The organism is Endozoicomonas sp. NE40 (genome assembly GCF_040549045.1).
Taxonomy (GTDB): Bacteria; Pseudomonadota; Gammaproteobacteria; order Pseudomonadales; family Endozoicomonadaceae; genus Endozoicomonas_A; species Endozoicomonas_A lisbonensis.
This window is the reverse complement of the sequence record NZ_JBEWTB010000002.1, coordinates 106548-120730: the sequence shown is the minus strand read 5'-3', so window position 1 is coordinate 120730 and position 14183 is coordinate 106548. Positions and strand designations below refer to the sequence as shown.

Here is a 14183-nt window from a genome sequence, read left to right as displayed (position 1 = left end):
CAGGCTGCAGGTTGACAAAAAAAGAGCGCATGACGAGTTTGTCAGCGCTCTTTTTTTGTCTGTGGTCAGGCTGCGGAACTGGAAGTGGCGACTTCGCTCCGGTTGCTGCTCTCTACACTTTCTGTAACTTCAGGGCTTTTTGTGTTGTCATCAGCTGAGCTGTTGAGAATGCTCTCTTCCTCTTCTTCCTCGTTAATAGCGCGGGGGATAAAGGCCTGGGCAATGATGGGCCAGCCGCGGGCAACGCTGTTGAACTTGGCAACCGGGTGATGGTCGCCTCCCATGCGGATAAATCCTTGCATGTCTGACAGTTCGTGGATCTCTTCCGGAGAGACGATCGGCATGGTGAGTTGACGTTCAGTTGTCTGGGTCTGGTTTTTGCCGTGATAGGTGATTTCAGTTTTCTGTACGGTGTTGCGTTTTCCCAGTTTGGTAGAAGCCCATTTGGCGGTTGTGTAGTCACTGCACCTCATGGTTGCCCAGCTTTCGCAGGAGCGACTGATCGCCTGCACAGTACTCATGCCGTATATTTCGGTCAGTCGGGTTACCGAATCAATACCGAGAATGGCGCAGGCACCGATTTTTCGGGACTGGATCATAAAGTTCTGCAGGGACGGGATCAGGTTAACCTGGGTCAGGTCATCTACCACAAAGAAGAAGCGACGCAGGTGATCGGGTGGCAGGCTGATCAGGGTGCTACAGGCAAATTCAAGCCATACGGTGGTCAGTGGGCGCAACAGGTCGATTTCGTCGGAGTGTGTGCTGATAAATAACCAGCTATCGTCGTTTTCATTAAACGCCCAGCGACGTACAGAGAAGCGGAAGTTGTCGTTAGACAGTTCCTGCATCGGAGTGATGCTGGAGATGAGTACACCACGTATACCCATGCAGGCTTCTTCTTCACCCCATTTGGCCAGGATAGGGGCTGCATCGGTTTCTGACAGGGTTTCAACAATCTGGCTGTCTTCAATATCACGAATCTGTTCCAGCAGGGCTTCAGTGCTGGGGTTTTCGGTCTCTCCCATATCCTGAGCCAGTTTTGCCAGAACGATGCGTGCGCCGGTTGACCAGTCCTGTTCCATTTTATGTTCGGGGATCAGGGCTTTGGCCATGCGCATGTAATCGTAATTACGGTTGCATTCGCACCAGATATCCCAGGCTGCACTGCGTTCGTCCATCGGGTTGAGGATAATGTCTTTGTCCTGACGATAGAAGTGGCTGATGAATTCACCGTTAATATCAAAGACGATTGCCTTGCGCCCGGCTGCCCGGATGCCGATCAGGGTCTCCTTGATGTTGACGCTTTTGCCGGAGCCGGGAGAACCGACAACAATCAGGTGGCTGGTGTCGGATTTGTCCGGCATGGGGATGCCTGCAAACTGCATTCTTGATGAACTGGCGCGCTCGGACGTAATTTTGCGCAGGTCGGCGGCTTCAATCAGCCGGTTTTTGTCCGACTCTATCGCTTTCCGGCGCTGGATGACATGGCTGGTGCTGCGACAGAAAACTTTAAGGGTCATCCATAAAGCAACGAACAGAATGACGGTGGCCAGTGTGGCTGCCAGCGTAACCATGGCGCTGCGCTGGATAGTGGTATCGTCAATGATGCTGTTGCCACTGCGTATGTAAACCTGTCCGTCACTGGTACGTACGGGGAGGTTATAGCTGGAGTCCTGCAGTACCTGGACGTTCAGGGTAGCGCTCAGGAGGGCTGCTGTTTCGTGTCGTGCCTGCGAGCTGGTGATACCTGTAAAGACAGCAACAGATATCAGTAAGGCCAGCAGGGGTGACAGCCGTTCAAGTGTTTTTAACTTTGTTGATGGCATGGAATGGTCTTGAATGTCTGGTGAAGAATTTCAGGCTCTGTTGGCAGAGTTGGCCGGGTATCCATGTAAACGTCTCTGTCGGGAAAAAATTAAGTGAAACGCGAAAAAAAATTTAAACACATCCTGCTTATGCCGTTTTCCTGAATAGTTATATTTTCTGGCCGGGAAGTCCGACGCATGAGCATGATTCACAACGGTATCGCAGGCATGAATGTTGCCTCGACCGCACTGATGGTGACCAGTACCAACATCGCTAACGCCTCTGTCGCGGGGTATTCCCGTCAACAGGCGATGTTCTCTACTTCGGGGACAGGTGGCGTATATGTCAGTGATATCCAGCGGGTTTCCGATCAGTTCTATGTGTCGCAGGTCCAGACGGCCAGTACATCGCTGGGTTATGCTACCACAAAGGCCAGCCAGATTAATTTGCTTGAAGTCACGTTAAGCAGTGAGTCGATGAGTCTTTCCCCGGCGCTGAACGATTTCTTTAACAGTCTTGACAGTGCCCAGGCTGATCCGATGGATATTGCCTACCGTCAGGAAGTGCTGTTCGGTGCTGAGAATGTCGCCAGTCGTTATAACGGACTGGTATCGGATATGAACAAGCAGCTGGATGAGGTCAACAAACAGGTTGATGTGATGGTCGGGGAAGTCAATACACTGATGAACCGGATTGCGGAGCTGAACACTGAAATCCAGAAGGCAGAGGCTGCCGGTGGTGCGTCTGCTGCCTTGTTGGATGAGCGAGACCGTTCGGTGCAGCAACTGTCGGAGCTGGTGGGTGTGGAGTCCATGATTCAGCCGGATAATACGGTCAACCTGTATCTGCCTTCCGGTGAGCCACTGGTGACCGGCGGAACGGCCAGCGAGCTGGTGGTGGAAAAAGGGAACAGTCCTTGGGAAAGCTCGGTAGCTTTGAAAACGGGTAGTCACACCAAGCCGATAAACGACATTGGTGGTGCTGTGCAGGGGCAGCTGGATTTTCGTGATGAGGTTCTGGCACCGGCTTATGATGACTTGATGCTGATTGGTGAAGTGCTGGCGGAAGAGTTTAACGCTGTGTTGACTCAGGGCTATGACCTCAACGGGGATCCGGGTGAGCCGTTGTTTGAGTTTACCAGCAATGGTGAGCTGAAGGTTCTGATTGATGATCCGGCTAAACTGGCGTTTTCGTCTGATCCGGATGAGCCGGGCAATAACGAAAACCTGATGGCACTGAGTGACCTGCGCCATGAAAAGTGGGAAGAGCTGGGCGATCTGTCGTTTACCGATGCTTACAACGGGCTGGTGATTGATGTGGCTGGCAAGGCATCGGATGCTATGAATCAGTACGATGCAGCAGCACTGGTCTATAACGAAGCATTTAATAATGTTGCCAGTGTTTCCGGTGTGAATATGGATGAGGAAGCGGCCAATCTGATTGTGTTCCAGCAGGCTTATGCGGCAAACGCCAAGGTCATTGCTTCGGCAAATGACATGATGAATATGTTGCTGGCTATCTGATCAGGGAAGAGTTGGGGAGAAGTATTATGATGCGCGTTAGTACCATGCAGATGAACAATACGATGACGAACAACATGATGTCGACATCGTCTTCCATGAATCGCATTCTGATGGAGCTGAGTACCGGGAAAAAGATTCTCAAACCATCTGATGACACGCTGGCGTCGACCCAGATTCTGGGGCTGGAAGACGCTAATGAGGCGCTTGGCTCCTATGAGAAAAATATGATGGCTGCTCAAAGCTCTCTGGTGCTGGCAGAGACCGTAGTGAGTGATATGGTTGATGTACTCAATCGCATGCGGGATCTGACGCTGGGTACTGGTGGTATTCCAACGCCTTATGATGAGGAGGGAGGGAACTCTGCCCAGGCACAGGAAATTGCCATGTTGGTAGAAACCCTGGAAGGGCTTGCCAATACCCGCAGTAGCAGTGGTGAGTACATTTTTGGTGGCACTATGGGAGATTCTCCGCCGGTGGGTTCAGACGACGATGGTACCTACTCAGTGGGTGGCAGCGATAGCTCCCGGCAGATCAAAATCAGTGATTCTCAGACTGTTGACCTGGGTGTGGTAGCCGGTGACCTGTTTGTTCTTCAGGATGGCAGCAATATTTTTGATGTCATGAATGATTTCGTGGATGCACTGAATGACCCGTCGCTGTCACAGGATGAAATGGATCAGATTACGGCGGATACCCTGGATGCCATTGATGAAACCCTGGATAACATGAATCAGGCGCTGACCCATATTGGTGGTACGCTGAATACCATTGATCAGGCCATGGCTTCCAATATGGATATGCAGATGTATAACGAGAACATGATAAACAGTCTGGAAGCAGTGGATTTTGCCTCGGCGATTACTGACTTTACCATGATGCAGGCGCAGTATGCGGCGAGTCAGAAGGCGTATGCGATGGTCGGGAGCGCGTCATTGTTTGACTATGTATAACTCAGGGTATAACTCAGGATTATCCCGGTAATCTGACAAAGAGGCTGGTGAAAGCGGATTGATGGTCTGGCTTTTTCTGCCTCCTTTCGCATCCGCAACAACAGCCCCCTTTTAGGGGGGCTTAAAGCAAAACCATGTTCTAAGAACGTGGATCATTTACTTTTCTGGCAAGTCATTTTGAGCTTTAGCTTGGTTGCTTTTGGGAATATAAAGAACTGGGTAGTCCTGACAGAAAGGAAGTGGCTGATAGTGCTCCCGAAAACTAATGACGTCGTAATTTTCTGCAAGATAACGCCTGAGCCCCGGGGAACCGGTCATGCTGTTCTCAATATGCTCGCCAATAAATAAAACCGGCCCTCTGTTTCCCCACTCAATAAGCGCATCATGAAAAGGGTCTGAAAGCCCGAGCATTGCTGAAAAGTTGATACTATCCTGTGAGTTGCCTTCAAACACACTCAGGTCAAAGCCCAAACTCTTCATCAAATCTCCATACTCCTGTCCCTTGTTGTCAATACTCGAAGGCCAGCTGAGCACCAGAAAATTTGCCGCGGGATTATTTCTGACTGCCTGAACAGCATCTAACTGTGTAATGGGAAATGACCAGTTCAAAGGACGTGTTCCAACCGTATCCTCACCCCAGATATCTGATCCAACATTCAAGTCTGTTGCCTCAATCTCGAGGTTATAGCGGGAATGTAAAAAATGCTCGAGTGAGCCATTACCAGAACCTATACCAAGTCCTATGGAATGACCACCTGTTTGCCTGTTAATTTCATTAACCACAGGATCAAGCCACTGGCTGGACGGTACATAAAAAATGCCCCGCTCTCTCAAGGGGTGGTCAACGCCTATGACTTTAATGTAAAAGTTTATTAAGTTGTCAATAAGGTACCCGGAATTATTCACCATTATTGTCACGATGGATTGCCAGTAAGCCTGATAGTAGGCTTGTGCCGTATTATTCACCTCAAAATCATTTTCCTGCATGAACGGCAATGTTGACAGGGCTTCAGTTGCTCCCTCATCGAGCAAACGCTGAAAGTCCTCAAGACTCAAAAGCATTGACCTTTGGGGTGGCTGACTGTCTGGCAGTACGCCATCATCCAGTGCCGTAAAATAGTCATTCGCCTCCGTGGATATATTACCTTCAAAGTTTTGAACAATCGCCAGTACAGTGGCCAGCAGCACCCTCATTTGCCCATCTGCCATTTCAGGCAATCCTGACAATCCATTACGCATCGCATCGGGCAAAGGAGGCAGAAGAGCGTACGCCGTTTCATAAAGTTCCGGTTTCAGCACCCCCATTACCATATCCCACTGCTCTGGGGGCAGCGCCCCTGTAATGGCGGTAAGCCACTCAACACGTTGTTTCTTATCAAGCTCCACCATATGGTCAATGATGATACGTAGCTGAGTACCGGTATTTTCCATAATACTTTCATAGATTTCCTTAGTCTCCTCTTCTTCCATGCCTCTCCTGAGACTGGCTACCGTGTCCTGAAAATGGGCAGTCATCCTTTCCGGAATCAGGAATCCTGTACTTCTTAACCATGAAGCGATGTTTAGCTCCATTACACGCTCAGGGCCTATCAGAGCCAATCGATCACGTAAAACCGATAAATAGGCATCAGGAAGGCGATCAGCTTCATTATTATCGTAAGCTCCCTGCTCACGGTCAGAGCTACTCGCTTCTGATGAAGATGTCCCTTATGATGGAGATGCCCCTTCTGATGAAGATGGGTTACCATCACGACTTTCTTCCGGGTCTGCCTTGTCCTGCTGAAGCGTTAGCGGAAAAGTTATGTACTCTTGTTGCCTGTGGGGTAGAAACAGATACCGGTCATTCAGTATTCCACCCTTGTCAGGGATCAAATCGAAACCATCAGTTCGCTTACCAATGACGGCACTTCCGAAATTTATATCGTTCCCCAACCACTCATCCAGGGGAGTATTAAGTTCCATCCCTGGAAATAGATAAGGCGGCGCAGCCCATACATAAGAAGACAGCAGTACACTCGCATTAAAAGAAAAGAGGAAGCCACTGCAAAAAAAGCACTTCATTACTGAAATTGCTGGAAAGGTTTTTTTTCTAACGATGGAGAAATGCATAGAAGTAAACTTATACCTCATTCTATTGAAGTTTCATGGCTTGTTCAGCAGGTTATTTTTCAGGGCGAATGAGATAGGCCCCGGTTGAATTTAGATCAGGATAAATGCCTGTCAATGTTCAAAATACGGCTATGGGTTAATCAATCCAGTCTCTTTTTTTATATGGGCTTAAAGAACCTGCTAATCCTATACATTAAAAATAACTATATTAATTTCATGTATAGCAAATTATTGGATTTCTGCTATACATAAAATTATTAAATAATATTTTCATGTATAGCATATTGATGATCTACAACATGTTTGCAGGTAGAAAAAAAGAGATAAAACAGCTTCTTGAGAGCTTCAGCCGTACAAAAGGAACCCTGAATGTTATCAGGGGGCGCAGACGCATTGGTAAAACCAGACTGATCAAAGAGTTGCCTGTCGTTGGCAGAAATATTACCTTGCGCTATCTCACGTCCAGTCCGCCTGTTGAAAAAATGAGCGACAGTGAGGAGCGGGTTCTGTATGCGGAGCAGGTTAAGTCGCAGTTTGAGCTGTCCTACATGCCACCTCATACAACATGGCGTGAGCTTTTCGCGTTTATTGCTGACCAGTGCTCAACCCGGCGGACTATTCTGGCTATCGATGAGATCAACTGGCTGGCTACCCGGTCATCCGGTTTTATGTCGGTGTTTTTTGAGTTATGGGAAAATCAGTTTACCCATAAAAAAGAAGTGATGGTTATCTTGTCCGGCTCTTTGTCCTCGTGGATCGAAGAAAATATCTTGATGAACAAGGGCTTTGTTGGGCGGGTGTCTGTGGCCATTACGCTCAAAGAGCTGTCTCTGAATGACATGCCCACTTTTTTTGGGGCTAGAATCAAAAAAACACCGTCTGTTGAGGTGCTGAAGATGCTCAGTGCTGTTGGCGCAGTACCTCGTTATCTGGAAGAGCTGGATCTTGCGAAGACTGCCGGGACAAACCTGTCCAGACTGGCTTTTGATAAAAGTGGTTTTTTGCACGATGAATTTGAAAAAATGTTTTACGACCTGTTTTCGAAGGAAAACCGGTTCTATCGAACCATTCTTGAGACCATTAGTCAGTCGAAGCGTGGGCTGACGGCTAAAGAACTGGCTGAACAGATGAAGCTGACTTACTCTGGCCGCTATTCAACAGCGATTGCTGTGCTGGAAGAGGTCGGCTTTCTTAAACGACAGTATACGTGGGATATTGCCAGACGAAAGCAGGGAAAAAAATACGCACTGAAAATCAGTGACAATTACACGGCATTCTATTTCAGGGCTATTCAGCCCACCAGGCTGCAAAGCGGTATTCATTCAGAAGCACCTAAGCACCTGCCGTCGCTACTGGGATTGCAGTTTGAAAATCTGGTTCATAATAATGTTGCCTTTATTCTGGATCAGCTTCATATAAAACCGTCGGATGCCGCTTTTGCTGCCCCCTATCTGCAAACGGCTACCGCTCAGCGTGAAGGGTGTCAGATTGACCTTCTGATACAGGCAAGAAACAGGGTGTATGTGTGCGAATGCAAACTTTATAACGAGGAAATTACCCGATCCATCATTCCGGAAGTTCAGACCAAAATAGCAAAACTTCACAGACCTTCTGGTATTTCGTTCCATCCTGTACTGATTCACGGAAATCGTGTAGCCGAGTCGGTTTTTGAAGAAGATTATTTTGATGAGATTGTTCATTTAGGGGATGGTTTGTGGGCGTATTAAAAAAGAGGCTGATAAAAGTGGACTGATGGTCTAGCTTTTTAGTCTCTTTTTTTATATTCGGGAAAAACGCGTTGTACTGCACTGGCTGGCTGAAACATGGGTGCCGAATTGTCCTGTTGGTTGTGTGGGTTTTCGGGCTAGGGGGAGTGGCTCCCTGTGCCAGCGCCAGCCTGATTGCCACTGTCAGGGAAGATGGTTTGTCGTTGTTTCGTGCAGTTAGTGTGCTGATTCCGGGCAGTTGGCCTCAGGAGCTGTTTGGTAATCTGGTGGATTATGTCGACCAGCTGGGTTATTCGCACAGGATGAACGACCGGGTGAATAATGAGCTTGTGGAGGGAGATGTGTTAACGGTTAGCAGGCGGTTGCTGGATTTCGACACTTACCGCCTTTCCGGTGAGCATCCGGGCAGGGCTGGAGCGGTGCTTTTGTCTCATAGTCTGGGCAAGCCCATACTGGTGCTGCTTCTCAATGAGGCGGGGCGGGTGAGTGACCGAAGTTTTCTGGTAAACCAGCAGGGTGTTTTTCCTATTCATTCTTTGCAGGGTTCCGGTTTTCCTGTTCCAGCTGTTCAGTTGCTTGAAGTAGGTGGTGTCTGGTACCCGATAACCACCGGGCGTGATGGGAGAGTGTATCGGAGGCGGTCTGTTGATCGTTATCTGACTGATCTGATCCCGCGCATTGATGAATTGCTTGATGAAGCGTGGAGTCAGTCGGGTAATCAGCTGGTACAGGGGCAGGCAACGGTACTTGACTGGTTCAGGCGGCTCAGGCGTTTGCTGGCAACGATTTCTGATGGCGAGCGTGGAGATGGTGGTAATTATATTGTTCAGTTCCGGTCGGCAATGGCAGTGATGCAGCGCTTTTACTCAATTTCCGGGTTCAGTGCGCTGATGCAGGGTCTTGAGGTAGATGAACAGGTCAGGTTCATTGGGCAATTGCTTGAGTATGGTGATGTGTTTGGGTTTATTATGGACCTCTCTGCGAGAGGGCGTCAGGTACAGGGTGGCAGTTCGAGTTTAACCCTTAACCAGTTATTTCTCAGATTTCTGAGAACGACTCAAAGTTTAGCGATTACTCATCATTCGCAGGGTGGCTTCCCCGGTGATGGTGAGCGCTTGCCCATTCGTTTCAGTCAGGAGCGGGTGTTTATTGAATTTAATCCCTCCAGTTATGTCCATCAACTGCTGCTGATTCTTCATATTCGTTGTCAAATGCTGGAATTTAACCGCATGGCGATAGTGACGTATTCATTGGGTCTCAGCGACGATCAGAAGACGAAGGCTCAGGAGCAGCAGTCCATTCTGATCAGTCATCTGCACACAATGATACAGGCTCTTGTCAAAAAACATTACGGTGCTTACTGGGGGGAAACTTATTACAGGCCGATCATTATCAGGGATGGTTCTGTTGTTTTGTTTCGCAGTGATCCGTATGCGCCCCGTTCAGGCTGGAAGGGTGGTTCTTCCAGCGGGCAGGGAGAAAACTAGTCCGGGGGGCGTTTGCTATGGCAGGGACTGAAGCAGTATCTCCGAAATGCGTTGAATGTCGTGATACTGTTTTTTTCGGATGATGGCTTCGATAATCTTCTGATTAACATCCAGATAGTCGTGAACCAGTACGTTTCTGAAGCCAATCATTTTCAGTGACAGTTCATAATCGGTCTTGCAGATGTCGCCCTGTTTGGCAAGGCCGTCGAGTGCGCTCCGGGATTTGCTGACGGAAATATTGTATTTTTGCTGGTAGGTGTAACGAGACAGCCCGATCAGACTTTCAATAATAATCTGTAATGCCCGTTGTGCTGCCAGCAGGTCGCGACCGTTCCAGTGGTCGATGTCGGTGTGCAGGTCGTCAAGCATCAGCAGCATTTCCTGCTGAACCCTGTCGACTTCCTGTTCGTAAGCTTTATCTCTCATAATCTTTTTCCCAGGCGGAAATGATCGCGTTTTCCATACGCCTTACGGCGGGTACCCAACGGTCGTACAGTTTAATGCCCTGAATGATATTCCATTGCAGCGGGACGGGAACCTGGCGGAGATCGACGATGCTGATGTCGTGTTCCGGAAGTAGTGATTCCAGCTGTGCTTCAAGCATCTGGGGTCTGACGGTTCGCTCCAGAAGGTCGGGTTCAAAGGTGCTGAACAGAACGGCAATGTCCCAGTCGCTGTCGGGGCGGGCGGTGCCTTTGCTGCGGGAGCCATAAAGGTAGATGGCATCGACCGTTTCAAGCTCGCAGATGTGTTTGCGGATAGAGTCTGCAATGTTGGAGTGAGGGTGGCTCAATGGGTTTGATCCTGTGTCGGCAGTAGTAGATAAAGTATCGGAAAATTGTGGTGAAGGCGAGTGTGTGACTCCCAACACGGTGACTCCCTTAAAGCCAGTCCCCCCCCGCAAATTATTTAAGAAAAACTCAAAAAAACATTTAAGGATAAAAAAGCAGTGTCGTTTTCCAAGGTAACCACCCGGTTGTTGGTGCTTTTCCTTGTAACGCAAGTGAATAGTGCGCTTCAGCCAACATTTGTTTGTACTCAATGACACTGGAGTCGGTAATGATTACCATCAATTCCAACGCTTCTGCCACTATGGCGCAGAATAACCTGTATAAGTCCCAGACTGCCCTGACAGGCAACATGGAACAGCTGTCTACCGGCCTGCGCATCAACTCTGCTGCTGACGATGCAGCTGGTCTGCAGATTTCCAACCGTATGGAAACGCAGATGAACGGCCTGTCCGTTGCCCAGCGTAACGCTAACGACGCGATCTCCATGGCTCAGACTGCTGAAGGTGCCATGACTGAGAACACTACGATCATGAATCGTATGCGTGACCTGTCCCTGCAGTCTGCGAATGACACGAACACTACGGAAGATCGTGAAGCCATGCAGAAAGAAGTGGATGCGTTGGTTGAAGAAGTGGATCGTATCTCTGAAACTACTAACTTTGCTGGTATCAATCTTCTGGACGGAACCGCTCAGGATATGTCGTTCCAGATCGGTTCCAATGCTAACGAGACCATTGAATTCAGTATTGGTGATATGTCGGCTTCTGCGCTGGGTGCTGACGTGACCACTAATCTTATGACTTTTGATTCTGCTGATGTGAACGCAATGCTTACAACACTGGAAGGTGACGGTACTGACGGTCAGGACGTAACTTTGAAAGTTGGTGGTACTGATGTTGTTATTGCTGGTACTGCAAATGGCGGTGAATCTCATGACGCTGAATCTCTGGCTGCTGAAATTAACACGCAAATGGAAGCTGCTGGTGTTGAAGGTGTTAAAGTGCATGAAGACAAGGGTGCGTTCACTTTTGTATCTGATGAGGCGGGTGTAGCTATTGAAGGTATTGGCGCAGGTGGCACCACGACTGAAGACACACAGTTCATGAGTCTGGAAGATATCGATATCACTACTACTCTGGGTGCTCAGCAGGCTATCGAAATTCTGGATGGTGCTCTGGAGACAGTCGATGAAGAACGTGCCAATCTCGGTGCGACTCAAAACCGTCTGGAGTCTACAACCAGCAACCTGTCCAACATCGAAGAAAATCTGGGTGTTGCCCAGAGCCGTATTCTGGATGCTGACTTTGCTACCCAGACTGTAGAGATGACCTCTAACCAGATGCTGATGCAAGCCGGTACTTCTGTTCTGGCGCAGGCTAAGGGTATGCCACAGTACGCTACTATGCTGCTGTAATACTGGCTGCTGTCATGTCTTTTTTTGTCATTCCCATGAAAGTGAGAATCTGCTACGAGTAGTGGGTTCCCGCCTGCGCGGGGATGGCGATGGGCGTGTTGCAAGGCGAATCTTTCGGGGTTCGCCTTTTTTGCAATATGTAGTTTAATGACTACACTGTATTGATGATAGTTATCAAGCAGACGGCTACGTACCAAAGATGGGAAAGCAAGCTCAGGGATAAGCGTGCAAAGGCGGCGATTGCAGCCCGGATTTTTCGGCTGGTTAATGGTCTTGAAGGGGATGTATCACCAGTGGGTGAAGGAGTGAGTGAGTAAAGAATTCATTACGGAACTGGGTACAGGGTATACTTCAAGCGTCGGGAAGGAGAGGTTGTCTTGCTTTTGTGCGGTGGCAACAAAAGTGCTCAGAAGCGGGATATTGAAACAGCCAGGTGTCTGGCAAGGGAATGGAGGGATTAGCATGAAGGAGCCTATATTTGACTACGACCCGGCCGGAGCGCTGGATAGTCAGGAAGCAATTGAAGTGTTTATGGCAGACGCTTTTGAGACAGGGGATGCGGCTTATATTGCCAAAGCGCTGGGCGTGGTGGCACGTGCGAAGGGGATGAGTCAGGTGGCAGAGGAAACCGGACTGTCCCGTGAGCAGTTGTATCGTTCATTCAGCGAGCAGGGGAACCCCACCCTGAAAACCACCCTTGCGGTGATGAAAGCCCTTGGGCTTCATTTGATGGCGAAGTCGGTTTGACTTAGAAATATTTTTCCTGCAGGTGGTCGGTGTAGCTGTCAATCGTGTTCAGTTCGTCTCTGTCAATAATGCCAGCCAGCTCGGCGGTGACGCCGGTCAGTTCCTTTTTGTTCTTGCTCCACGATTCGATTATGCCTGATTTTATTGCCTGTTCCATGTCTTCCAGGCTGATAATCTGCTGTTGGTGATCATCCGTCAGGCAGCCTGCCATGCTTTCGATGTCTTCATTGGTGGGGGGCTGGGCATGATGGTATCCTCTTGCGGGGAGGTGTTACACAACATAATGCTTGTCTGAAAATCTGTCAAAGACGAATTTTATTTTAATAATTTTAAGAGTGGTCGTTTACTGCGTTAAATGCGCTCTGTCTAACCGGCGCTCAACGTTTTTGATACTGTGGAGTGACCCCTCTTGATCACGATCAACTCCAATAATTCCGCCAAGATGGCGCAGAATATCCTTAATTCCAACCAGTTGAAGCTGACCGGCAATATGCAGCAGTTGTCAACGGGTTTGCGAATTAATTCGGCGGCTGACGATGCAGCAGGCATGCAGATTGCCAACCGTATGCAGACCCAGATGCAGGGGCTGGCGGTAGCGCAGCGTAACTCGTCGGATGCAATCTCTATGGCGCAGACCGCAGAAGCGGGCATGAGTGAATCCACCAATGTTATGAACCGTATTCGTGACCTGTCCATGCAGGCGTTTAACGATACGAATACGGAAGAAGACCGCGAAGCGATCCAGAAAGAAGTGGATCATCTGAAGGATGAGATCAACCGTATTGCCAATACTACGAACTTTGCTGGTATTAATCTGCTGGACGGTACTTCGGAGCATCTGGAGTTTCAGATTGGTGAGACGGCAGGGGATACCATTAGCTTTGGTATTGATTCTGTGACGGGGGCTGATCTGGGATCGGAGATTCGGGAGGCGACCATTCCTGCTGAATTTGATACTGAAGGGACTATGATCGCTGATCTGGAATTAACGATTGGTGGTGAGGAAGTAACGCTGTCTGCTGATCCGGGGCCTAAACATGTTTCAGATGTTGCAGAAGAGTTGGATGAATTGTTGGTGCAGTATGATGTTGATGCTACAGCTGTATACTCTGTTGACCCTGTTAAGCTGGAGATTGTTGGTCATGAGGGTGAGGTAGACCTGGTTGGCGATGAAGATGATAACGAACTGACTGGTAAGAACCTGAGTGTTGACAGCATTAACGTTGAAACTCAGGCGGGTGCCACCAAGGCAATGATTATTCTGGATGAGGCGCTGGTTCAGCTGGATGAGCAGCGTGCGGATCTGGGTGCGGTGCAGAATCGTCTGGAGTCTACCATCAGCAATCTGACGTCTATGGAAGAAAACCTGGGTGTTTCCCAGGCGCGTATTCAGGACGCTGATTTTGCTGAGCAAACGGTTGAAATGACCAGTAACCAGATGTTGATGCAGGCGGGTGTGTCAGTGTTGGCGCAGGCGAAAGGTATGCCTCAGTACGCGGGTATGTTATTGCAGTAATAGTTGGTCAGAAACGGTTTTTTTGGAAGGCGGGTCTTGATGGCTCGCTTTTTTTATGGGTTTAAGAAAAGGCATCCTCTGTCGTTTTCAACTTATAACCCTTAATTTTTTAA

At 48.9% G+C, this 14183-nt stretch carries 14 protein-coding genes; 8 read left to right on the top strand and 6 right to left on the bottom strand.

Annotation, left to right across the window (positions count from 1 at the left end; all coding sequences use genetic code 11):
- Positions 1-65: 65 nt before the first annotated feature.
- Positions 66-1826 (bottom strand): type IV secretion system DNA-binding domain-containing protein, encoded by a 1761-nt coding sequence (locus V5J35_RS01575; protein ID WP_354009586.1) that lies wholly within the window; start codon positions 1824-1826, stop codon positions 66-68.
- Positions 1827-2003: 177 nt separating this feature from the next.
- Here V5J35_RS01575 and flgK point away from each other — a divergent pair, with 177 nt between their 5' ends.
- Positions 2004-3329: a flagellar hook-associated protein FlgK gene (gene flgK, locus V5J35_RS01570; RefSeq protein WP_354009585.1), complete on the top strand. Its 1326-nt coding sequence runs from the start codon at positions 2004-2006 to the stop codon at positions 3327-3329.
- Positions 3330-3355: 26 nt separating this feature from the next.
- Positions 3356-4279, top strand: coding sequence for a flagellar hook-associated protein FlgL (flgL, locus tag V5J35_RS01565; protein WP_354009584.1), 924 nt, complete (start codon positions 3356-3358; stop codon positions 4277-4279).
- A gap of 156 nt (positions 4280-4435) precedes the next feature.
- Here flgL and V5J35_RS01560 read toward each other — a convergent pair whose 3' ends face one another.
- Both V5J35_RS01560 and V5J35_RS01555 read right to left on the bottom strand, forming a co-directional pair.
- The gene (locus V5J35_RS01560; RefSeq protein WP_354009583.1) at positions 4436-5851 is read right to left on the bottom strand and encodes a hypothetical protein; all 1416 of its coding nucleotides are present in this window, start codon (positions 5849-5851) and stop codon (positions 4436-4438) included.
- A gap of 135 nt (positions 5852-5986) precedes the next feature.
- A complete protein-coding gene (locus V5J35_RS01555; protein ID WP_354009582.1) occupies positions 5987-6388 on the bottom strand; it encodes a hypothetical protein in 402 nt (133 codons plus the stop codon).
- A gap of 272 nt (positions 6389-6660) precedes the next feature.
- On the opposite strand from V5J35_RS01555, the gene V5J35_RS01550 reads away from it, so the two are divergent.
- Positions 6661-8115: an AAA family ATPase gene (locus V5J35_RS01550; RefSeq protein ID WP_354009581.1), complete on the top strand. Its 1455-nt coding sequence runs from the start codon at positions 6661-6663 to the stop codon at positions 8113-8115.
- A 146-nt stretch (positions 8116-8261) separates the two neighbouring features.
- On the top strand, positions 8262-9602 hold the full coding sequence (locus V5J35_RS01545; RefSeq protein ID WP_354009580.1) for a hypothetical protein: 1341 nt from the start codon (positions 8262-8264) through the stop codon (positions 9600-9602).
- A 15-nt stretch (positions 9603-9617) separates the two neighbouring features.
- Here the strand turns inward: V5J35_RS01545 and hepT are convergent, their stop codons facing one another.
- Positions 9618-10028 carry a type VII toxin-antitoxin system HepT family RNase toxin gene (gene hepT / locus V5J35_RS01540; protein ID WP_354009579.1) on the bottom strand — a complete coding sequence of 137 codons (411 nt, stop codon included), beginning with the start codon at positions 10026-10028 and terminating at the stop codon, positions 9618-9620.
- Positions 10018-10473 (bottom strand): type VII toxin-antitoxin system MntA family adenylyltransferase antitoxin, encoded by a 456-nt coding sequence (gene mntA / locus V5J35_RS01535; RefSeq protein WP_354009578.1) that lies wholly within the window; start codon positions 10471-10473, stop codon positions 10018-10020. The genes hepT and mntA overlap by 11 nt, the downstream gene beginning before the upstream one ends.
- 188 nt (positions 10474-10661) lie before the next feature.
- On the opposite strand from mntA, the gene V5J35_RS01530 reads away from it, so the two are divergent.
- The 3 genes from V5J35_RS01530 to V5J35_RS01520 all read left to right on the top strand — a co-directional run bounded on the left by V5J35_RS01530 (position 10662) and on the right by V5J35_RS01520 (position 12554).
- Positions 10662-11807: a flagellin gene (locus V5J35_RS01530; protein WP_354009577.1), complete on the top strand. Its 1146-nt coding sequence runs from the start codon at positions 10662-10664 to the stop codon at positions 11805-11807.
- A gap of 320 nt (positions 11808-12127) precedes the next feature.
- Positions 12128-12268 (top strand): hypothetical protein, encoded by a 141-nt coding sequence (locus V5J35_RS01525; protein ID WP_354011348.1) that lies wholly within the window; start codon positions 12128-12130, stop codon positions 12266-12268.
- Between the two features lies 1 nt (position 12269).
- Positions 12270-12554 carry an addiction module antidote protein gene (locus V5J35_RS01520; RefSeq protein WP_354009576.1) on the top strand — a complete coding sequence of 95 codons (285 nt, stop codon included), beginning with the start codon at positions 12270-12272 and terminating at the stop codon, positions 12552-12554.
- A gap of 1 nt (position 12555) precedes the next feature.
- Here the strand turns inward: V5J35_RS01520 and V5J35_RS01515 are convergent, their stop codons facing one another.
- Positions 12556-12765 (bottom strand): hypothetical protein, encoded by a 210-nt coding sequence (locus V5J35_RS01515; RefSeq protein WP_354009575.1) that lies wholly within the window; start codon positions 12763-12765, stop codon positions 12556-12558.
- Positions 12766-12963: 198 nt separating this feature from the next.
- On the opposite strand from V5J35_RS01515, the gene V5J35_RS01510 reads away from it, so the two are divergent.
- Positions 12964-14070, top strand: a complete 1107-nt coding sequence (locus V5J35_RS01510; RefSeq protein WP_354009574.1) for a flagellin N-terminal helical domain-containing protein — start codon at positions 12964-12966, stop codon at positions 14068-14070.
- Positions 14071-14183 lie beyond the last annotated feature (113 nt).